Below are 20,396 nucleotides of genomic sequence, written 5' to 3'. Positions count from 1 at the left end.
GACTGCACCAGCATCGTCTCGTCCTGCTTCAGCGTCCGCAGCGTGCGCTGCATCGCATCGAAGGAACGCCAGTCCCGGGCCGCCTTGCCCGTCCCCCCGTAGACGACGAGCTTGTCCGGATGCTCGGCCACCTCCGGATCCAGGTTGTTCTGCAGCATCCGCAGGGCGGCCTCCTGCTGCCACCCCCGGGCGCTCAGTTCCGTACCACGCGATGCTCGCACGGGTCGCGGTCCTGACATGCCCTGCCTCCTGCTCTCGGCGGTGCCCAGCACCGAGCCGGCACTGGATCAATGTATTCACATATTGGCTTGGATGAATATAGCTAGTCAATGGCGCCATGGCGGACCCGTCCGGCAGGTGATGGAGTGGCGCCATGACCTTCACGGGCTGTACCGGAGGCGGGACGGAACGGGCCGCGCGACGGGACCGGGCGGTCGCGGCGGCGGTGGCACGCGGCCTGGTAGGGCCCGACGCGCCGATCATCGGGCTGCTGGACGTGACGGGCATCCGGTCGGGCGCCGCCGCGCTGCGGGCCGCGTTCGCCGCCGTCACCGACGCGCCGGTACTGCACGCCTTCGCCGTCAAGGCGACCCCGCTGGTCCCCGTCCTGCGGCTGCTGCACGAGGCGGGCATCGGCGCCGAGGTCGCGAGCCCCGGCGAACTGGCGCTGGCCAGGGCCGCCGGGATGCGCCCCACGCACACCGTGCTGGACTCCCCCGCCAAGACCCCGGCCGAGCTGCGCGAGGCGCTCGCGCTGGGCATCGCGGTCAACGCCGACAACCCGCAGGAGCTGGCCCGCATCGACACGCTGATCTCCTCGGCCGCCACCCGGTCGCCGCTCGGGCTGCGGGTGAACGCGCAGGTCGGCGCGGGCAGCATCGAGGCGCTGTCCACGGCGACCGAGACCTCGAAGTTCGGCGTCGCGCTGCGGGACGAGGGCGCCCGGCAGTGGGTGATCGACGCCTGCCGCGCACGCCCCTGGCTGACCCGGCTGCACACCCACTCCGGCTCCCAGGGCGTGCCGCTGGAGCTGATGGCGCGGGGCGTGCGGGCGGTGTACGAGCTGGCCGAGGAGATCAACGCCGCGGTGGGCCGGCCGCAGATCGACACCCTGGACATCGGCGGCGGACTGCCGGTGAACTTCGCCTCCGAGACGGACGAGCCCACGTACGAGGAGTACGCGCGGGTCCTGAAGGAGCAGGTGCCGGGGCTGCTGGACGGCCGGTACGGCCTGGTCACCGAGTTCGGCCGGTCGCTGCTGGCCAAGCACGGCACGGTGCTGGCCCGGGTGGAGTACGCCAAGACCTCCGGCGGCCGGCCCATCGCCGTCACCCATGCGGGCGTACAGGTCGCCACGCGTACCGTCTACGCGCCCGAGGCCTGGCCGCTGCGGATCGCCGCGTTCGACGGCGCGGGACTGCCGAAGGGCGGCGCGCCGCTCGCGCAGGACGTGGCGGGCCCGGCCTGTTTCGCGGGCGACCTGCTGGCCGAGAACCGCGCGCTGCCGCCGCTGGCGCAGGGCGACCACGTGGCGGTGCTGGACACCGGCGCGTACTGCTTCGCGCACCACTACGGCTACAACAGCCTGGCCAGGCCCGCCGTGTACGGCTTCGCCGAAGGTGCGGACGGCACGCCCGTCTTCGCCACGGTACGGAAGGCACAGACGTCGGAGGAGATCGTGCGGGAGGCCGGCGGCCCGGAGCGCGACGCGCTGTCGCAGCTCTGAACTTCCTCAACCGGCGCTTCCGGGCGGCCGGCGCCGGGCAGTAGCCCCCGCACATCGACTCGGGGGAGGTCCTGATGACGGACACCACCAATCCGGGCTCCACCGCACCACCCGAAGAGACCGGCCTCAAGCGCGCCATCGGCCCCAAACTGCTGATCCTCTTCGTGATCGGCGACATCCTCGGTACCGGGATCTACGCCACCACCGGCAAGGTCGCGGGCAAGGTCGGCGGCGCGGTGTGGCTCCCGTTCGTGATCGGCTTCGTCGTGGCGCTCCTGACGGCGGCCTCGTACGCCGAGCTGGTCGGCAAGTACCCGAAGGCGGCCGGTGCCGCGCTCTACACCCAGAAGGCGTTCAAGGTCCCCTTCCTGACCTTCATCGTGGCCTTCATGGTGATGTGCTCGGGGCTGTCCTCGGCGAGCGCGGCGGCCCGCGCGTTCGGCGGCGACTACCTCGCGGAGTTCACCGACGCGGTACCGCCCACGGTGGTCGCGATCCTCTTCGTCCTCGCGCTCGCGGCGCTCAACCTGCGGGGCGTCTCGGAGTCGGTGAAGGCCAACGTCGTCCTGACGCTGGTCGAGGTGACCGGCCTGCTGGTGATCCTGGCGATCGGCGCGTACGCGGTCCTCACCGGTGACGGCGAGCCGGCCCGGCTGACCGACTTCGAGGCGTCCGGGAGCGGCGGGTACGCGCTGGTGACCGGCGTGCTGGGCGCCACCGCGCTCGGCTTCTTCGCGTTCGTCGGCTTCGAGGACTCGGTGAACATGGCCGAGGAGACCCGGGACCCGGTCCGCACCTTCCCGCGCGCGATCTTCATCGGCGTGGCCGTGACGGGCACGATCTACGTCCTGGTCGCGCTCGCCTCGTCGCTACTGGTGGACCACCGCACGCTGGAGAAGTCCAGCGGGCCGCTGCTGGAGGTGGTCAAGGCCGGCGGGCTGGACTTCCCGCCGAAGCTCTTCGCGCTGATCGCCCTCTTCGCCGTCACCAACTCGGCGCTGATCAACATCATGATGGCCTCGCGGCTCTGCTACGGCATGGCCAACGAGCGCATCCTCCCCAAAGCGATGGGCCGGGTCCTGGCCCGGCGCCGCACCCCCGTCGCGGGCATCGTCTTCGTCTCGCTGCTGGCCGTCGGCATGGTCGCCACCGGCGAGATCGAGGGGCTGGGCGACACCACGGCGTTCCTGCTGCTGTGCGTCTTCGCGGTGGTCAACATCGCGGTGCTGGTGCTGCGGAAGGACCGGGTGGCGCACGCCCACTTCCGTACCCCGACGGCGCTGCCCGTGCTGGGCGCGCTCACGGCGCTGGTCCTCGCGAGTCCGCTGGCCGACCGGCCGCTCGACGTGTACGTCCGGGCGGGGGTGCTGCTGCTGATCGGCGTGGCCCTGTGGGCGGTGAACAAGCTCGTTCTGAAGGCACGTGGCGAGGACTGACCCTCGAAGGTGCGGCCGGAGCCCTCGACCATCATTTCGGTCATTCGATCCGATCATGCGATGACATGCTCCGGTCGCACCGTTACCCATAGCGTCGACTTGCACCACGTTTCGACAGAGTTTGCCCATACTCCCCGCTTCGTCCGGCCCGGTACGTAATCTCGCCGCCTCAGCCGCACATTTGGGCGCCGCACACCGTCGCGGGGAGAGGAGTCGGCGTGCCCGGGATCGACAAGTGCCTGCTCCATGCCATGGAGCTGCCGGGCGCCCGCGGGGCCGCCATCGTGGACTGGACCAGCGGGCTCGCGCTCGGCACGGTCGGGGAGCCGTCCGGGAGCGACTTCGAGACCACCGCGACCGAGACGGCCGAACTGGCCCGCATGGCCGCCGAGCACTCGGTCTTCGCCCCGGACCCCGCGGACCCCGCGGACCCCCCGGGCAAGGAACCGCCCGTGGAGGACCTGATCGTCACCACCCGCACGGGCTTCCACGTCATGCGGTTCGTCGCGACCACCTTCGACAGCAGCGTCTTCCTCCACCTGTGGCTGGACCGCGACACGGGCAACCTGGCGCTCGCCCGCATCCGGCTCCAGAGCATCGCCGAACGGCTGGTGCTCGGATGAGGACGGCCGTCTCCCCGATGCTCGTACGGCTGGCCGACGAGCGGGCCACCGGTGTGCTGATCCGCGAGCGCGGCACGCTCTACCTCGCCGAGGGGCAGGTCGTGCACGCCGAGAGCCCGGCGGCCCCGGGCCTCGACGTCCTGCTGTCCGCCACCGGGCGGCTGCCCCGGGCGGGCTGGGAAGAGGCCGTCGCCCGGGCCGGAGCCCGCCAGGAGGTGGGGCGCTTCCTGGTCGACAGCGGCCGGCTGGCCGGCGGCGAGCTGGAACTCTGCCACTTGGGCGCGCTGTTCGACGCCGCCTTCTTCGCCCTCGCGCCGAGCAGCGGCCCGTCCCGCTTCCGTTACGGCGTCTCGCACTGGATCGGCCCGGTCCGGCCGGTGCCCGCGGCGGTCGTGGCGCACGAATCCTCGCGCCGCCGGGCCCTGCTGGCCGCCGTCTGGCCGTATCCGGACGTCGACAGCGCCCCCGTGGTGCCCCGCGCCCCGACCGCCGACCGGTGGATCCCCCGCCGGCAGCGCGTCGTCCTGAGCCTCGCCGACGGGGTCCGCACCCCCGAAGCCATCGCCCGGGCGCTGGGCCGCCCGGCCTTCCACACCCTGCTGGAGGTGCGCCGGCTGGCCGCGGGCGGGCTGGTGGAGACACCCGCCGCGCCCGCGCCGGTCCCGGCGTCCCCGGCTCTCGAAGGGGTCGCCATGCAGTACGCCGCCCCGGACATCACCCTGCTACGCCGGCTCCGCGACGCTCTGGAGGAAAGCCTGTGACGCACGACACGAACCCTTGGGCCGTCCGTTCGCCGTCATGAGGCGCGCTCTGAGGCAGCGCGCCGAGAGGAGACAGCTGATGACGACGGAAGCCGACGCGCTCGGTGAACTGATCGGACTGCGCGCCCGCGTGCCGCAGTTGACCGGTGCCCTCGCGGCCAGCACCGACGGCCTCGTACTGGCCCACGACACCGCCGGCACCGAAGCGGAGAGCGTCGCCGCGCTCACCGCCGCAGCGCTCGGCGTCGCCCTGCGGCTGGCCGAGGCGACCCACCAGGGCGAATTCCGCGAGCTGCTGATGCGCGGCGAGGACGGCTACGTCGCGCTGTACGCGGCGGGCTCGTCAGCGGTCCTCACCCTGATCGCCGAGCCCCGCGTCAACGTGGGCCGGCTCCATCTGGAGGCCCGCCGGTCCGGCGCGCGCATCGGCGAAGTGGTCGACAGCGCTCTGGAACGTCTGGAGAACACCTGACCCATGACCGACACCCCTGCACGGAAACCCACCCGACGGAAAGGAAGTGCGCCTCTCATGGCCAACACCGAAGCCGTACTGAAGGAAGCGATGACCTCCATCGAGGGCGTGCTCGGCGTCGCCCTCGTCGACTACTCCAGCGGCATGGCCCTGGGCACCATCGGCGGCAGCAAGGACCTCGACCTGTCGGTCGCCTCGGCGGGCAACACCGATGTGGTCCGCGCCAAGGTACGCACGATGGAACAGCTCGGCCTGAAGGACGAGATCGAGGACATCCTCATCACGCTGGGCACGCAGTACCACCTCATCCGGCTGCTCAAGGGCCGGGGCAACAACGGCCTCTTCCTCTACCTCGCGCTGGACAAGGACCGCTCGAACCTGGCGATGGCCCGGCACCAGCTGAAGCGGATCGAGGGGCAGCTGGACGTGTGATTCCGGGGCCCGGCCGCACGCCGGGCCCCGCCGGTCACTCCACGAACAGCCCCCGGGCCACCGCCTTCGCGTCGAACGCCTCCAGGCTGGCCTGGGCGTGCGGAAGCGCGTCGCACATGGCCTCCAGCAGGACCCGGCCGAGGAGCATGGGGGCGCAGACCGTGTCGAAGGCCAGCCCGGTGCCGACCGCCGCGGGCAGCATGAGGTCGGTGTGGCGGGCGACCGGCGCGAAGGCGCTGTCCGCGACGGTGACCACGGTCAGACCCGCGGTACGCGCGTACTCCAGCGCGTCGAGCACCTCGCGGGGATGGCGGGGCAGCGCGAAGCAGAGCAGGACGGTGGCGCCCGCGCGCACCGCCCCGTCGATCCGGTCGGCGAGCATCGAGCCGCCCTCGTCCAGCAGCCGCACGTCGGGGTGGACCTTGCGCGCGAAGTAGGCGAAGCCCGCTGCCTGGGCGACCGCGGCGCGCAGGCCGAGCACCGGCAGTACGGGGGACGCGGCGAACAGCCGGCCGGCCTCCTCGACCGGTGCGGGGTCGGCGAGCGCGGCCGCCAGCTCCTGGAGGTTGCCGATCTCTTCCTGTACGGCCTGCTGGTACTCGTTGAGGGAGTCGGCGGCGGCCGTGCCGCGGTCGGGGGTGACGTCCCGCAGGTGGCGGCGGAGCGCCGGGTAGCCGTCGAAGCCGAGGGCGACCGCGAAGCGGGTCACCGAGGGCTGGCTGACGCCGGCCAGCTCGGCCAGCTCCACGCTGGAGAGGAAGGGCGCGTCCGCGGCCCGGCGCACCATGCAGTGCGCGATCCTGCGCTGGGTCGGCGTGAGCCGGTGCCCCTCGAAGAGCTTCTGCAGCCGCGCCGCCGCCCCGGCGGCCGCCTCGGTGGCGCCCTCGCCCCCGTTGTCCGCGCTCATCGTGTCCTCTCGGTCCGCTCCCCGGCGTGTGCTGCCCGACTCTACGTAATCCCGGGCCCGGCCCGCCGGGTCAAAGCCGTCACCAGCATCTTCGCTCCAGACTATTGCATTTTCATTCATCTGCGCTTGATGCTGAATGAATTCATGCAGCGAGAGAGGGACGGGCCATGGCCGGAGTGGTGGAACAACGCTCGATCGATGTCGTACCGGATGCCGAACGGCACGGCACCGCGTTCAGTCAGTTCACCCTCTGGCTGGGCGCCAACCTGCAGATCACCGCGGTGGTCACCGGCGCGCTCGCGGTCGTGTTCGGCGCGAACGCCTTCTGGTCGGTGCTCGGCCTGCTGCTCGGCAACCTGCTGGGCGGCGCGGTGATGGCCCTGCACTCGGCGCAGGGGCCGCGGCTAGGCCTGCCGCAGATGATCTCCTCGCGGGCCCAGTTCGGCGTGCGCGGCGCCGTCGTCCCGCTGGCCCTGGTCATCGTCATGTACATCGGCTTCTTCGCCAGCGGGACCGTGCTCGCCGGTCAGGCGGTCGGCCACCTGACCCACCTCGGCGACACCACCGGCATCATCACCTTCGGCGCGATCACCGCCTTCGCTGCCGCCGTCGGCTACCGCCTCATCCACGCCCTCGGCCGGATCGCCGGGCTGGTCTGCGCGGTGGCCTTCGTCTATCTCGGCGTACGCCTGCTGGAGCGGGCCGACCTGGCGGCGCTGCTGCACGACCGCGCCTTCGACTTCCCGGTCTTCCTGCTGGCCGTCTCGCTCTCCGCGTCCTGGCAGCTGGCCTTCGGCCCGTACGTCGCGGACTACTCGCGCTACCTCCCGCGCCACACCTCGGCCCGCGCGACCTTCTGGTGGACGCTCTCCGGCTCGGTGCTCGGCTCGCAGTGGTCGATGACGTTCGGCGCGCTGGCGGCGGCCGCGGCCCCGGCGGCCTTCGTCGGCCACGAGGTGTCCTACATCGTCGGGCTCGGCGGCGTGGGCCTGATGGCCTCGGTGCTCTACTTCGTCATCGCCCTCGGCAAGCTGACGATCAACGTCCTGAACACCTACGGCAGCTTCATGTCGATGGTGACCAGCATCAGCGGCTTCCGCGGGCAGCGCACGCTCTCGCCGCGCGGCCGCAGCCTGTACTTCGCCGGGATCATGGTCGTCGGTACCGCGGTGGCCCTGCTCGGCAAGACCTCCTTCCTGACCTCCTTCAAGGACTTCCTGCTCTTCCTGCTGACGTTCTTCACGCCCTGGTCGGCGATCAACCTGGTCGACTACTACCTGATCTCCAAGGAGCGGTACGACATCCCGGCGCTGAGCGACCCGGCGGGCCGGTACGGCGCCTGGAACGGCAAGGCGCTGCTGGTCTACGGGGTCGGCCTGATCGCTCAGCTGCCCTTCCTGGCCACGCACTTCTACACCGGGCCGCTGGTCGCCCCGCTCGGCGGCGCGGACGTCTCCTGGATGGTCGGCCTCGTGGTGCCGGCCGCGCTGTACTGGCTCGCCGCGCGCCGGGACACCGACCGGATCCCGGCCGCGGATACGGGGGCTGTCCCTACTGCCGAGGCGGCTCCCCGTCCGTAGCCTTCGGGCATGGCGACTGGTGACCCGGAGCTGAGGAAAGAACTCCACGCGACGCTGCACGCGCGCAGGGAGCTCGGTCCGGACTACGAGACCGAGCTGCTGGACTCCTTCGTGGAGAAGCTCGACCGGACGGTGGACCAGCGGGTCCGGCGCCGCCTGGCGGAGCGGCAGATGCAGGTGGCCAGGGGGTCGCACCCCCGGCAGGAGGGCCTGCCGGGCGGATTCGGCGAGCGCTTCGGCTTCGCGGCGCTCTCGCTGGTGCTGGCCGTGCCGCTCTCCGCGATCGGCGCGACCCACGCCGGGCTGGTCGGCCTGCTGGTGACCTGGGCCGGCATCCTCGGCGTGAACGCCGTCCAGGCGGGCCACGCCGCCGGACGCCTCCGCCGGACGTGGGCGGACCACGACGACGTGTAGCCGAGCGGGCGGCGGGACGGGGTTCCGGCCCCCGGCCGCGTGGGCCGGGGGTCCGGACCGCTCCGGGGGAGCGAGCCCGCGGAGGAACGTTCTTGCGGGGACCGCCGCACCCCGGCTCGCGCCGGGGGCGGGACGACGGCGGTCCCCGCGGGGGACGCGGACCGGGCGAGCCGGTCGGACGCGTCCGGGCGATCGGGAGTCCGGGAGCCGCTCCGGTCGTCCTGTTCGCCGCACTGACCAATCTGCCCGACCCGTGTTAAGTCCGTGCTGCGTCCGCGTGACACATACGTACACCTTGCGTCGACCGGGCTTTTCCTTACGGTCACTTGATGCCGCGTCGGCTCTCGCGCCCCGCTGACCTGCGGCTCCCCTCCCGTACCCGCGAGGCTGTCAGCGTGCCCCGTGAGCCAGGAAGGCCAGCAGGTCCTGCCGGCTGACGACCCCGGTCGGCTTGCCCTCCACGAGCACGATCGCGGCGTCCGCGCGTTCGAGCACGGCCATCAGGTCGGCGACCGGCTCGCCCGCGCCGACCTGCGGCAGCGGCGCGGACATGTGCTTCTCCAGCGGGTCGGCGAGCGAGGCCCGCTGCGCGAACAGCGCGTCCAGCAGCTCGCGCTCCACCACCGAGCCGATGACCTCGGCGGCCATCACGTCCGGGTGTCCGGCGCCCGGCTTCACGATCGGCATCTGCGAGACGCCGTACTCGCGCAGCACCTCGATGGCCTGGCCGACGGTCTCCTCGGGGTGCATGTGCACCAGTTCGGGGATGCCGCCGTGCTTGTTGTGCATGACGTCGGCGACCCGCTCGGTGTCCCCGGTCTCCAGGAAGCCGTAGTCGTTCATCCAGTCGTCGTTGAAGATCTTCGAGAGGTAGCCGCGGCCGCTGTCGGGCAGCAGGACCACCACCACGTCGTCCGGGCCGAGCCCCTCGGCGACCTTCAGCGCGCCCACCACGGCCATCCCGCAGGAACCGCCGACCAGCAGGCCTTCCTCCTTGGCGAGGCGCCGGGTCATCTGGAAGGCGTCCTTGTCGGACACCGCGACGATCTCGTCGGCGACGGTGCGGTCGTAGGCGGAGGGCCAGAAGTCCTCGCCGACGCCCTCGATCAGGTACGGGCGGCCGGAGCCGCCGCTGTAGACCGAGCCCTCCGGGTCGGCCCCGATGACCTTGACCTTGCCGTCACTGACGTCCTTCAAGTACCGCCCGGTCCCGCTGATGGTGCCGCCGGTGCCCACGCCCGCCACGAAATGCGTGATTCGGCCGTCGGTCTGCTCCCACAGTTCGGGCCCCGTGGACTCGTAGTGCGAGCGCGGGTTGTCCGGATTGCTGTACTGGTCCGGCTTCCAGGCACCCGGTGTCTCGCGTACCAGCCTGTCGGAGACGTTGTAGTACGAATCGGGGTGCTCGGGGTCGACGGCCGTGGGGCAGACCACGACCTCGGCGCCGTAGGCCCGCAGCACATTGATCTTGTCCGTCGACACCTTGTCGGGGCAGACGAAGATGCACTTGTAGCCCTTCTGCTGGGCCACGATCGCCAGGCCGACGCCGGTGTTCCCCGAGGTCGGCTCCACGATGGTGCCGCCCGGTTTCAAGGCACCCGAACGCTCGGCGGCCTCGATCATCCGCACCGCGATCCGGTCCTTCACGGATCCGCCCGGATTGAAGTACTCGACCTTGGCCAGGACGGTTGCCCGTACGCCGTCGGTGACGTTCTTGAGCCTCACAAGCGGGGTGTTGCCCACGAGGTCAATCATCGATTCATAAACCTGCACGGTGGTCTCCGCGGTAAGGGGCGCGCTGTCCTGCGCCCGTCCGGCCAGCCTATTGCGCTCACCCCTGAAGGGCAGGTGCGTTGCGACGAGCGCCCCGCGGGGCAAGACGTTCTTGACACGAGTTTCGCGAGTCCGCGGGGCGCGCGCCGGACATTCACTCCCGACGCGCCCCCGTGCACGCACTGCGGGGAGGTGCCCGGCCGATGCCGATGACGATGTCCAGGGCGAGAGTGGCACGCCGGATCGCTACGGCCGCCGCGGTCGGCAGCGGAGGCATCGGGCTGCTCGGCGTCGCCGCGGTCGGCCTCCTGCTGACCGAGGTGCGGCTCGCCCGGCGGACGGTCGGCGGCTCCAGCGAGCTGCCACCGCCCGCCGACGGCCGCTACGGCGCCGCCCTCTGGTACCGCACCGACCGGCCGGCGCTGCGGCTCGGCTTCCTCGGCGACTCCACGGCGGCCGGGCAGGGCGTCACCCGGCCCCGCCAGACGCCCGGGGCGCTGCTGGCCTCCGGGCTGGCCGCGGTCGCCGAGCGCCCGGTCGACCTGCGCAACGTCGCGCTGCCCGGCGCGCAGTCCGACGACCTGGAGCGGCAGGTGACGCTGCTGCTGGCGGACGGTCCGGCGCCGGACGTCTGCGTAATCATGATCGGCGCGAACGACGTCACGCACCGCATGCCGCCCGCCCGCTCCGTCCGCATGCTCTCGGAGGCGGTGGCCCGGCTGCGCACGGCGGGCAGCGAGGTGGTGGTGGGCACCTGCCCCGATCTCGGCTCGGTCGAGCCGGTGTACCAGCCGCTGCGCTGGGTGGCCCGGCGGCTGAGCCGGCAACTGGCCGCGGCGCAGACGATCGGGGTGGTGGAGAACGGCGGGCGGACGGTGTCACTGGGTGACCTGCTCGGACCCGAGTTCGAGGCCAATCCGCGCGAGCTGTTCAGCTCGGACAACTACCACCCCTCGGCCGAGGGTTACGCCACCGCCGCGATGGCCGTGCTGCCCACGCTGTGCGCGGCGCTCGGCCTGTGGCCGGAGGAGGAGAGCCCGGAGCCGGAGCGGCGCGAGAGCTTCCTGCCGGTCGCCGAGGCGGCGGCACAGGCGGCGTCCGAGGGCGGTACGGAGGTCACCGGCAGCCGGGCGCCGTGGGCCCTGCTCAAGCACCGCAGGCGGCACCGGATCGCGGTGCACGACGCGGAGGGCCCGGCGTCGGAGGCCGAGGAGGAGGCGACGTCGTAGCGGTCGTCGCGGCAGCAGGGACGCGGCGCCGGGCCGGACGGGCGGCGCCGCACCCTTGCGCGCGGCCCGCCGGATGGGTAAGCATCCGCTCAGTACGGAGGTAAGCAGTCGCTTAGAAAAGAGGCCCGCATCACAGCGCAGGAATCGTGACCTTCGCTGTACGTGCAGGTAGCTTCCCTCACAGCCCACCCGTCGCCCGACCACCACCCCTCAACGAGGCGCTCCGCGCCGCCGCTTTGAATCGACTTCTCCCGTCTGGAGCCGCGTGATGCCCGAAGCCGTGATCGTCTCTGCCGCCCGCTCCCCGATCGGCCGCGCCTTCAAGGGCTCGCTGAAGGATCTGCGCCCGGACGACCTGACCGCCGAGATCATCAAGGCCGCGCTGGCCAAGGTCCCCGAGCTGGACCCGAAGGACATCGACGACCTGATGCTCGGCTGCGGCCTGCCCGGCGGCGAGCAGGGCAACAACCTGGGCCGCATCGTGGCCGTGCAGATGGGCATGGACCACCTGCCCGGCTGCACGATCACCCGGTACTGCTCCTCGTCCCTGCAGACCTCCCGGATGGCGCTGCACGCCATCAAGGCGGGCGAGGGTGACGTCTTCATCTCGGCCGGCGTGGAGACCGTCTCCCGCTTCGCCAAGGGCAACTCCGACAGCCTGCCCGACACCCACAACCCGCTGTTCGCCGAGGCCGAGGCCCGTACCGAGGCGGTCGCGCAGAGCGAGGGCTCGACCTGGCACGACCCGCGCGAGGACGGCCTGGTCCCCGACCCGTACATCGCGATGGGCCAGACCGCGGAGAACCTCGCCCGGCTCAAGGGCATCACCCGTCAGGACATGGACGAGTTCGGCGTACGGTCGCAGAACCTCGCCGAGCAGGCCATCAAGAACGGCTTCTGGGAGCGGGAGATCACCCCGGTCACCACCCCGGACGGCACGGTCGTCAGCAAGGACGACGGCCCGCGCGCGGGCGTGACGCTGGAGGGCGTGCAGGGCCTCAAGCCGGTCTTCCGCCCCGACGGCCTGGTCACCGCCGGCAACTGCTGCCCGCTCAACGACGGTGCGGCCGCCCTGGTGATCATGTCCGACACCAAGGCGCGCGAGCTGGGCCTGACCCCGCTGGCCCGCATCGTCTCCACCGGCGTCTCCGGCCTCTCCCCCGAGATCATGGGCCTGGGCCCGGTCGAGGCGTCCAAGCAGGCGCTGCGCCGGGCGGGCCTGTCCGTCGGCGACATCGACCTGGCCGAGATCAACGAGGCGTTCGCCGCGCAGGTCATCCCCTCCTACCGGGAGCTGGGCCTCGACCTGGACAAGGTGAACGTCAACGGCGGCGCCATCGCGGTCGGCCACCCCTTCGGCATGACCGGCGCCCGGATCACCGGCACGCTGATCAACTCCCTCCAGTGGCACGACAAGCAGTTCGGCCTGGAGACCATGTGCGTCGGCGGCGGCCAGGGCATGGCAATGGTCATCGAGCGGCTGAGCTGAGCCGCAGCGGAGGGTAGGGGTCGCTCCGAGGAACGAGGAGCGGCACCTGCCCGCAGCGGAGGCGAAGCTCAGCGCGACCACAAGCACGCGCGGCTGAGCTGAGCCGCGAGCCGGCCGTCACTATCGCCCCGGCCGTGCGTTTGCGGACCGTACGTGTCAACTCGGGCACCCTCCGCGACGCTTGGTGACTCCCGTCACCCGGTGACAAGATCGTTGCGCTAACTCCCCCAGGATTGTGATGAATGCCCTGGGGGAATCGCGTTTTCCCAGGTCGAGCGGGGGTCACCCGAACGTACGAGGCCCAAGGCCACCAGCATTTGGGGACATAGCGCACTGCAAACGGTCGCCGACCCACGGCAGGCTGAGGTAGGAAGTCGGGGGGACATTCTGCTACCGGGAGTACGCCAGTGACCGCCATCACCATCCTCCTGCTGCCGGCCGCGGCCATCGCCGTGGCACTGGGAGCGGCCTCCCTGCACACCGCTCGCACCCTGCGCCGCGAGGTCGCCGGGCTGCGGGCCGAACTCCGTACCGCCCGCGAGGACGGCGCAGCCGCCCTCGCCGCCATTCCCGCCGCCCGCCCGGCACCCGCCGCCGAGACGCCGCTGGAGGACATACGTGCCGCGGTGGCCGACGCGCTGGCCGAGGAGCGGGAGCGCGAGCTCGCCGAGGCCCGCGCCTTCTGGGCCGCCCAGGAGGCCCGCGACGCCGCCGACTCGCCCTCGCTCATGACCGGCCCCGCCGCACCGGGCGAGGAGACCGCACCCGGCGACGGCTTCGACCGCTTCTACCTGCCGCGGCAGGCCGACTTCGCGGGCCTGGACCCGGACGTGCTGGGCTCCGAGCCGCTGTTCGGCATGGACGAGATCGACCTGGAGCCGGTGGACGCGCCGACCGACGGGGCCGTCGAGGAGACGGAGTCCGCCGAGCTGGCCGCCGCGCGCCGGCGCCACCCCTCGCACCCGGACTTCTCGCCCTCCCCCGCCATCGGTGACCACGAGCGCACCGTGGCGCGCCTGGAGGAGCTGGCCGAGGACCGTACGCCGCTCGCCGACGTGCGCCCGGGCCCGCTGGGCACGCTGGACGTCTACGTCTTCGCCGACGGCACGACCGTCTGCATGACGCCCGGCCACCGCGAGACGGCCGAGCGGGTCGCCGAGGCGCTCCGCGAGGGCCACACCACCGTGCTGCTCGGCGGCTCGGGTGTCTCCGGCGCGTACGCGCTGACCTTCGCCTGGGGCGAGGGCCGCGACGACAGCGTCTACGTCCTCGCCGACCGGGTCATCGCCTCCCTCTGAGGCGTCCCGCCCGCCGCCCCCGGCGGCGCCCCCCCCGCGGACCGGGCCCAGTACCCGCCCGGTCCGGGACCGCTCAGCAGCGCGCCGCGGTCCGCCGTACCTCTTCCACGGCCTGTGCCACGTCCTCGGCACGGGCCGTTTCCGTGTCCCGCAACGCATACGCCAAGTCATGGCCGGAAACCGCCACTTGGTCGCCGACCGCGAACGGCCCGGCGTCCGGCAGCTCGCGCGGCTCGGCGCCCGGTTCCTCCAGGCGCTGCGCGCGCAGCACGAACTCCCTGGCGAGAGCCAGTCCTTCGGCGGCGGCGCCCCGCGTCAGGGCGCTCTGCGGGAGGGCCCTGAGCCGGTCGGCGAGGGCGTCCACGGCGGACAGCAAAGGCATCACGTCAAGCACGGCGTGAGCCTATGCGCCACTCCCGGGTGGTTGCCAACGCCGGAACGCTCAGGCACGGTGTGCTGAAGGACCAGCATCGAACGCGTCCGGAGGCGCCGATGTCCCAAGTCTTCTCCGAAGAGACCCACCGGAACCTGCTCTCCCGTATCCCCCACTGCACCGGCCGCGAAGTCTCCGAGTGGCTTCGCACGGTCGAGGAAGGCCCCGCTCTCTTCCGCTTCGAGGAGAAGGTCAGCTGGCTCCGGGGCGCGCACAACCTCGCCTACGGACACGCCAAGGCGATCGTGCATGAGTACGACCTGCGGCGCGCGGCCCGGAAGTTGTTCTAGCGGACGTTCCCGTGCATGGTCCGGTCCCGTGACCGGGCCGCGCCGGAAACCCGAAGGGCCCGCGGGAGGCGTACCTCCCACGGGCCCTTTGCCGTGTCCGGGACCGCGCGGCCCCGGACCGGCAGGCGCTAGTCGTCGCCGTTGAGGATGGCGACCAGGCGCAGCATCTCCAGGTAGATCCACACCAGGGTCATGGTGAGGCCGAAGGCCGCGAGCCAGGACTCCTCACGCGGCGCGCCGTAGGCGATGCCGTCCTCGACCTGCTTGAAGTCCAGGGCGAGGAAGAGCGCGCCGAGCAGCACGCCGGCGATGCCGAAGACGATGCCCAGGCCACCGCTGCGGAAGCCGAGGCCGTCACCGCCGCCGAACGCCATGAAGAGCAGGTTGACGACCTGCAGCAGCAGGAAGCCCATGGCGGCGATGATCACGAAGCGGGTGAACCGCGCGTTGACCCGCACGATGCGGGTCTTGTAGGCGATCAGCATCACGGTGAAGACCGCCATGGTGCCGAGCACCGCCTGCATGGGCGCGCCGGGCGCCACCCACTGGTTGATCGCGTTGCTGATCGCGCCGAGGAAGAGGCCCTCGAAGGCGGCGTACGCCAGGATCAGGGGCGGGGATGCCTTGCGCTTGAACGACTGGACCAGGCCGAGCACCATCGCGATCAGCGCGGCGCCGATGGCCAGGCCCATGGAGAGGTCCATGATCCATGCCACGGCGGCGCCGGCGACGACGGTGCCGAGCGTGAGGCCCGTACGGACGACGACGTCGTCCATCGTCATCGGGCGGGTCTGCGGGACGTACGGCGGGGCCTGGGTCGTGTCCTGCTGACCCTGGGCGTAGGGGTTACCGCCCGCGTACGGGTTCGCGTCCGCGTAGGGGGCCTGTCCGGCGTAGGGGTTGTTCCCCGCGTAAGGGTTGGCGGCGCCCCCGGCCTGCGGCGGCGCATTGAAGCCGGCGTAGCCGTTTCGGCTGAACCCCCGTCGCGAGAAGACCGGGTTGCTGCTCCTCATCTCACTCCTCCATGGCCGCCCTGCGCGGCCTTGGCCTCAAGGGTAATGGCTTGGCAAAGCCACGTCCCTACTCCTCAAGCAGGATCTTCACGGAAATCCCTCATCGCTGTGGTGCAGAACCGGGCTCGGGTGCGTGTGCCCGGCGGGCCGTGGGCGACACATGGTGGAAGAGCAGATTGAGGACGAACGCGGTGAGGGCCGTGCAGGTGATCGCGGAGCCGAAGACGATGCGGACCCCGGCGGGCAGCCCGTCGTAGATGTGCGGCGCGGTGACCGGGACCATCCCGGCGGCCAGCGAGACGGCGACGATCAGCAGGTCGGGGCCGTCCCGGAAGTCCACCCGCTGGAGTATGCGCAGCCCCACGGCCGCGACCATGGCGAACATCACCAGGGCCGCCGCGCCCACCACCGGGTCCGGCAGCGCGGCCACGACCGCGCCGAGCCGGGGCAGGCAGCCGAGCACGATCAGGATCGCCCCGGCGGCGGCCGTGATCCACCGGCTGCGGACCCGGCTCATCTCCACCAGGCCGAGGTTCTCGGCGAAGAGCGTGTCGGGGAAGGAGTTCATGCCGCCGGCCAGCACCCCGGAGAGGCCGTCGGCGGCCAGCCCCCGGGCGAGGTCCCCGGGGGTCAGCGGCCGGTCCGTCATCTCGGCCACCGCCAGCATGCTCGCGGTGGACTCCGTGAAGATCACCAGCATCACGACGCACATGGCCGCCACCCCGGCCACCGGGAACTCCGGCGGCCCGAAGTGGAACGGCTCGGGCACCCCGGCCCAGGCCGTCGCCCCGGCCCGCGAGAAGTCGGTGAGCCCCAGCGGCACCGCGGCGGCGGTGCCGGCCGCCAGCCCGAGCAGCACCGCGATCTGCCCGAGGAACCCCCGGGAGAGCCGGGTCAGGGCGATGATCACGGCGACGACCCCGGCGGCGAGCAGCAGCCGCTCGGGCGCGGCGTACCCGGGCGCCGCGGGGTCCTCGCCCGCCACCAGCTGCGTCCCCACGCCCATCAGGGACAGCCCGATCACGGTGATCACACAGCCGCCGACCAGCGGCGGGAAGAAGCGCACCAGCCGCGCGAACGGCACCGCCACGAGCAGGCCGAAGACCCCGCCCGCCAGCATCGAGCCGTAGACGGCGGGCATGCCGTACTGCTGCGAGATCAGGATCATCGGAGCGATCGCGGCGAAGCCGGCCCCGGCGACGACGGGCAGCCGCACGCCCAGGAGGCGCCCCGCGCCGACGCTCTGCACCACCGTGATCACCCCGGCGATCAGCAGGTCGGCCGTGATGAGCAGGGCGATCGTGTCCTGCGGCAGATGCGCCGCCGCCCCGAAGAGCAGCGGTACGGCGAGCGAGCCCGTGTACATGACCAGGACGTGCTGGAGGGCCAGGACGAGCGTCCGGCCGAGCGGCGGCACCTCGTCCACGGGGTGGCGCGGGCGCTCCGCCTCGGCGGTGCGCGCGGCCGCCATCAGGCGCCCGCACTCTCCGACGCCGACCGCAGCCGAGCGGCCTCCCGCGCGGCGTCCTCGTTGGGCCGCAGCGCCCGGGACCCGGCGAGCTTGGCCGCGATGTGCTCGCCGATGGTGACCGGCTCGTACAGCGGACGGGCGCCCGGCTCGACGCAGCCGGGCAGCGCGCTGATGACGGCGTCGTGGTTGCCGTCGTGGAAGTACGCGGCCGACCGCCGCCGTACGAGGCGTCCGTCGGCGTCGGTGGGCGGCAGCACCCGGTGCAGGGTGGAGCGCCACCGGTCGTCGGTCCAGCGGGCCAGCGCGTCGCCGAGGTTGACCAGGACGGCGCCCTCGGCCGGTACGACGTCGTGCCAGGTGCCGTCGGCGGCCAGGATCTGCAGGCCGGGCACGCGGTCCGCCCACAGGACGGTGACGATGCCGTAGTCGGTGTGCGCGCCCATGCCCATCTGGCGCTTGTCGACCACGGTCTCGCCGGGCGGCAGCGCGTAGTTGTTCATCCGCAGCACGTCGACCGAGCGGTGGGTGTACGGCGCGAAGTAGCCCTCCTCCAGGCCGAGTGCCACCGCGAACACCTCGGTGAGCCGGCGCGCGAGCGCCCCCGCCCGCGTGAACCACTCCTCGACCGCCGCCCGGAATCCGGGCACCGCCGCCGGATCGGGCCACAGGTTCGCCGGGAAGTGCTCGGCGGGCAGCACGGCACCGGCGTACGGGCCGTGCGGCGCCCCGGCGTCGACGCCCACGTTGAACGCCTCGAACAGGTCCTCCGGCGAGGCCACCCCGAGGCTCAGGCTGAGCTTCTCCGCCTTCGGCGGGGTGTACCCGCGGTTGATCTCGGGCGGCGCGCACAGCGCCCGCTTCTCATCCGGCGGGAGCCCGAAGAAGGCGTCCATCGCCGCCGCCAGCCCGGCCGCCGTGCTCTCGGGGATGCCGTGCCCGGTGATCTGCATGAATCCGACGGTGCGCGCGGCCTCGTCCACGGCGGTCGCGACCGCCGCCCGGTCCTCGGCCGTCCCGTACCGCCAGCCGGACAGGTCGATGACGGGGACGTCGAGTGCGCCGCCGGTGCCCTGTGCCTCGCCCATCGCGTGCGTCCTTCCGCAGCTTCAACAGTTTGTTGCGGCATGGTGCACCCGTACTGACGCTTCGTCAATTGCCGTCCGTATGACGGGAAAAGGCGGGGCGCGCGGGGGGCGCGGCAGGGGGCGGAAGCGGCGGAAGGCAGGCCGGACGGGGGCACCGGCCTGCCTTCCGGGCGTGTCCCGCCGGGCGCCGGAGCGCCGGCGGCGGGACACGGCAGGCGCCGGGGGACGCCTGCGGGAGAGTGGTCAGGAGAGTTCGCGCAGCACGAGCTGCCGCGCCTCGGCGAGCAGGTCGGCGCAGCGGTGCCAGTCCGGCACGGGGGTGGTGAAGACCAGCTGCTCGGCGCCGGCCCGGACGAACTCGGTGAGCTGCTCGGCGACCTGCTCGGGGTCGCCGGTGACGGCCAGGCCGCGGGCGGTCTCGTGGTCCAGTCCGTAGGACGCGACGAGCGAGGCGGCGTAGCGGTCGCGCAGGCCGTCGGTGGCGCCGCGCGGGGCGAGCGCGCCGTGGATCATGGTGGCCAGCCGGGGCGCGGGGCGCTTCTCCTCGGCGGCCAGTTCCCGGAGCCGGTCCCCCGTGGCGCGGAACGCGTCCGGGGTCCGCAGGGCGCCGAGCCAGCCGGTGCCGTACCGCGCCGTGCGGCGCAGCGCGGAGTCGGCGAAGCCGCCGATCCACACCGGCGGGACGGGGACGGCGGGGGCGAGGGTGCACTCCGGGGTGCCGGGCACGTCGGGGAGCGGTGTCGGGCGGCCGGCCAGGAGCCGCGGGAGGAGGCGCAGGAAGGCGTCCGTGCGGCGGCCGCGGTCGGCGTCGGTGGTGCCGGCCGCGTGCCATTCCGTTCCGCCGCCGCCCACGCCGATGCCCAGGTCGAGGCGGCGGTCGCCGGCCAGGTACTGGAGGGTGCCGACCTGGCGGGCCGCCCAGGAGACGGTGCGCAGCGAGGGGAGGTAGACGGACCAGCCGATGCCGATGGTCCGGGTGGCGGCGGCAGCGGCGGCCAGGACGAGGCCGGAGTCCAGCGCGGGCGCCTCGCCGAGCGTGAGGTGGTCGCCCGCCCAGAGGCCGTCCAGCCCGGCCTCCTCGGCCTGCCGGGCGGCCTGCGCGACGTCGGGCAGGACATCGCCGGGCGCGCCGATCGAGGGGAGGGTGATGCCGATCCGGGGGATGTTCACGGGGCCTCCAAGCGGCGGCCCGCCGTGCCCCGCTGCGCGGTCGGCACAGCGGGGCAGGGACCGGGCTGCGGGGTTCGGTACGGGCGGGTGGTCAGGCGTCAGGCCTGGTAAGGGGACTCGGCGCGGGCGGTGCGCAGCGCGCGGCCCCACCAGGTCAGCTGGTCCAGCAGCTTCTTGGCGGCCCCATCGGCGCCCTCGGGCGCGGCACCGTCCTCGAAGGCGCCCCAGGGGTTGTGGAAGCTGATCATCTCGCGGATGGTCGTGGCGTGGACCTCGGCGAACACCTGGCGCAGGTGCTCGGCCGCGCGCAGGCCGCCGCCCATGCCGCCGTACGAGACGAGCCCGACGGGCTTGGCGGCCCACTCGCTCAGGTGCCAGTCGATGACGTTCTTCAGCGAGGCCGGGAAGGAGTGGTTGTACTCCGGGGTGATCACGACGAAGGCGTCGGCCGCCGCGATGCGCGGGGTGATGCCGTCCTTGATCTCCTGCGTGGCGGAGTCCAGTTCCTGGCCGAAGCCGGGGATGGCCAGCGGCAGCGGGTGCTCGATCACGTCGATGACGTCGACCTCGACGTCGGGGTGCTGGGCGGCCTGCGAGACGAACCAGTCGCCGACCTTGGCGCCCAGGCGGTTCTCGCGCACGCTCCCGATCACGACGGCGAGCTTCAGGGGTGCAGTACTCATGGGTTCTCCATGTTCAGAGTGGGTGCGGAATGCGGGGGCGGGGCCGGTGCGCACAGGGCGGGGCCCGGTGCTGCCGCTGTCTTCCGGCCACGCTACTGGCGGGACGTCACG

20 protein-coding genes and 1 pseudogene are annotated in these 20,396 nt (G+C 72.6%); 12 read left to right on the top strand and 9 right to left on the bottom strand.

Annotated elements, in window-relative coordinates:
- Nucleotides 1-239 (bottom strand): annotated as a pseudogene (locus ABZ840_RS36575) (urocanate hydratase); the annotation flags it as partial.
- A gap of 134 nt (nt 240-373) precedes the next feature.
- On the opposite strand from ABZ840_RS36575, the gene ABZ840_RS36570 reads away from it, so the two are divergent.
- The 6 genes from ABZ840_RS36570 (at nt 374) to ABZ840_RS36545 (ending at nt 5,450) form a co-directional block, all read left to right on the top strand.
- A complete protein-coding gene (locus tag ABZ840_RS36570) occupies nt 374-1,726 on the top strand; it encodes a diaminopimelate decarboxylase (protein WP_361568021.1) in 1,353 nt (450 codons plus the stop codon).
- A 74-nt stretch (nt 1,727-1,800) separates the two neighbouring features.
- Nucleotides 1,801-3,162: an APC family permease gene (locus ABZ840_RS36565; RefSeq protein WP_361568018.1), complete on the top strand. Its 1,362-nt coding sequence runs from the start codon at nt 1,801-1,803 to the stop codon at nt 3,160-3,162.
- A 218-nt stretch (nt 3,163-3,380) separates the two neighbouring features.
- Nucleotides 3,381-3,785, top strand: coding sequence for a hypothetical protein (locus ABZ840_RS36560; protein WP_361568016.1), 405 nt, complete (start codon nt 3,381-3,383; stop codon nt 3,783-3,785).
- On the top strand, nt 3,782-4,546 hold the full coding sequence (locus ABZ840_RS36555; protein WP_361568014.1) for a transcriptional regulator: 765 nt from the start codon (nt 3,782-3,784) through the stop codon (nt 4,544-4,546). The genes ABZ840_RS36560 and ABZ840_RS36555 overlap by 4 nt, the downstream gene beginning before the upstream one ends.
- 79 nt (nt 4,547-4,625) lie before the next feature.
- Nucleotides 4,626-5,018: a roadblock/LC7 domain-containing protein gene (locus ABZ840_RS36550; RefSeq protein WP_361568011.1), complete on the top strand. Its 393-nt coding sequence runs from the start codon at nt 4,626-4,628 to the stop codon at nt 5,016-5,018.
- Nucleotides 5,019-5,075: 57 nt separating this feature from the next.
- Nucleotides 5,076-5,450, top strand: coding sequence for a hypothetical protein (locus ABZ840_RS36545; RefSeq protein WP_361568008.1), 375 nt, complete (start codon nt 5,076-5,078; stop codon nt 5,448-5,450).
- A gap of 34 nt (nt 5,451-5,484) precedes the next feature.
- Here the strand turns inward: ABZ840_RS36545 and ABZ840_RS36540 are convergent, their stop codons facing one another.
- Nucleotides 5,485-6,357 (bottom strand): MurR/RpiR family transcriptional regulator, encoded by an 873-nt coding sequence (locus ABZ840_RS36540; protein WP_361568005.1) that lies wholly within the window; start codon nt 6,355-6,357, stop codon nt 5,485-5,487.
- A gap of 167 nt (nt 6,358-6,524) precedes the next feature.
- Here ABZ840_RS36540 and ABZ840_RS36535 point away from each other — a divergent pair, with 167 nt between their 5' ends.
- Both ABZ840_RS36535 and ABZ840_RS36530 read left to right on the top strand, forming a co-directional pair.
- Complete coding sequence (locus ABZ840_RS36535; RefSeq protein WP_361568003.1) at nt 6,525-7,937, top strand: cytosine permease; 1,413 nt, start codon at nt 6,525-6,527, stop codon at nt 7,935-7,937.
- 9 nt (nt 7,938-7,946) lie between these two features.
- Nucleotides 7,947-8,351: a hypothetical protein gene (locus tag ABZ840_RS36530; protein ID WP_361568000.1), complete on the top strand. Its 405-nt coding sequence runs from the start codon at nt 7,947-7,949 to the stop codon at nt 8,349-8,351.
- Nucleotides 8,352-8,741: 390 nt separating this feature from the next.
- Here the strand turns inward: ABZ840_RS36530 and ABZ840_RS36525 are convergent, their stop codons facing one another.
- Entirely contained in the window at nt 8,742-10,124 is a 1,383-nt protein-coding gene (locus tag ABZ840_RS36525) for a cystathionine beta-synthase (protein WP_361567997.1), read from the bottom strand.
- Nucleotides 10,125-10,327: 203 nt separating this feature from the next.
- Here ABZ840_RS36525 and ABZ840_RS36520 point away from each other — a divergent pair, with 203 nt between their 5' ends.
- The 3 genes from ABZ840_RS36520 (at nt 10,328) to ABZ840_RS36510 (ending at nt 14,140) form a co-directional block, all read left to right on the top strand.
- Nucleotides 10,328-11,353, top strand: coding sequence for an SGNH/GDSL hydrolase family protein (locus ABZ840_RS36520; protein ID WP_361567995.1), 1,026 nt, complete (start codon nt 10,328-10,330; stop codon nt 11,351-11,353).
- Between the two features lie 268 nt (nt 11,354-11,621).
- Nucleotides 11,622-12,842 carry an acetyl-CoA C-acetyltransferase gene (locus ABZ840_RS36515; protein WP_361567992.1) on the top strand — a complete coding sequence of 407 codons (1,221 nt, stop codon included), beginning with the start codon at nt 11,622-11,624 and terminating at the stop codon, nt 12,840-12,842.
- A 407-nt stretch (nt 12,843-13,249) separates the two neighbouring features.
- Nucleotides 13,250-14,140, top strand: coding sequence for a hypothetical protein (locus tag ABZ840_RS36510; protein ID WP_361567989.1), 891 nt, complete (start codon nt 13,250-13,252; stop codon nt 14,138-14,140).
- A gap of 73 nt (nt 14,141-14,213) precedes the next feature.
- On the opposite strand, the gene ABZ840_RS36505 is transcribed toward ABZ840_RS36510, so the two are convergent.
- Nucleotides 14,214-14,534, bottom strand: a complete 321-nt coding sequence (locus ABZ840_RS36505) for a hypothetical protein (RefSeq protein WP_361567986.1) — start codon at nt 14,532-14,534, stop codon at nt 14,214-14,216.
- A 98-nt stretch (nt 14,535-14,632) separates the two neighbouring features.
- Between ABZ840_RS36505 and ABZ840_RS36500 the strand changes: the two genes are divergently transcribed.
- Complete coding sequence (locus ABZ840_RS36500; RefSeq protein WP_030617501.1) at nt 14,633-14,863, top strand: DUF4287 domain-containing protein; 231 nt, start codon at nt 14,633-14,635, stop codon at nt 14,861-14,863.
- Nucleotides 14,864-14,991: 128 nt separating this feature from the next.
- On the opposite strand, the gene ABZ840_RS36495 is transcribed toward ABZ840_RS36500, so the two are convergent.
- The 5 genes from ABZ840_RS36495 to ABZ840_RS36475 form a co-directional block, all read right to left on the bottom strand.
- Nucleotides 14,992-15,876: a Bax inhibitor-1/YccA family protein gene (locus ABZ840_RS36495; protein WP_361567983.1), complete on the bottom strand. Its 885-nt coding sequence runs from the start codon at nt 15,874-15,876 to the stop codon at nt 14,992-14,994.
- A gap of 100 nt (nt 15,877-15,976) precedes the next feature.
- Nucleotides 15,977-17,347 (bottom strand): nucleobase:cation symporter-2 family protein, encoded by a 1,371-nt coding sequence (locus ABZ840_RS36490; protein WP_361567980.1) that lies wholly within the window; start codon nt 17,345-17,347, stop codon nt 15,977-15,979.
- Nucleotides 17,347-18,432 (bottom strand): 2-oxoglutarate and iron-dependent oxygenase domain-containing protein, encoded by a 1,086-nt coding sequence (locus tag ABZ840_RS36485; RefSeq protein ID WP_361567977.1) that lies wholly within the window; start codon nt 18,430-18,432, stop codon nt 17,347-17,349. Before ABZ840_RS36485 ends, ABZ840_RS36490 begins: the two co-directional genes overlap by 1 nt.
- A gap of 243 nt (nt 18,433-18,675) precedes the next feature.
- Nucleotides 18,676-19,602, bottom strand: coding sequence for an LLM class flavin-dependent oxidoreductase (locus tag ABZ840_RS36480; RefSeq protein WP_361567974.1), 927 nt, complete (start codon nt 19,600-19,602; stop codon nt 18,676-18,678).
- Between the two features lie 98 nt (nt 19,603-19,700).
- On the bottom strand, nt 19,701-20,285 hold the full coding sequence (locus tag ABZ840_RS36475) for an NAD(P)H-dependent oxidoreductase (protein WP_361567971.1): 585 nt from the start codon (nt 20,283-20,285) through the stop codon (nt 19,701-19,703).
- Between the last annotated feature and the right edge of the window lie 111 nt (nt 20,286-20,396).

Origin of the sequence: Streptomyces sp. NPDC047117 (assembly GCF_040643545.1) — a bacterium.
GTDB lineage: Bacteria > Actinomycetota > Actinomycetes > Streptomycetales > Streptomycetaceae > Streptomyces.
This window is presented reverse-complemented; position numbering and strand designations above follow the sequence as displayed.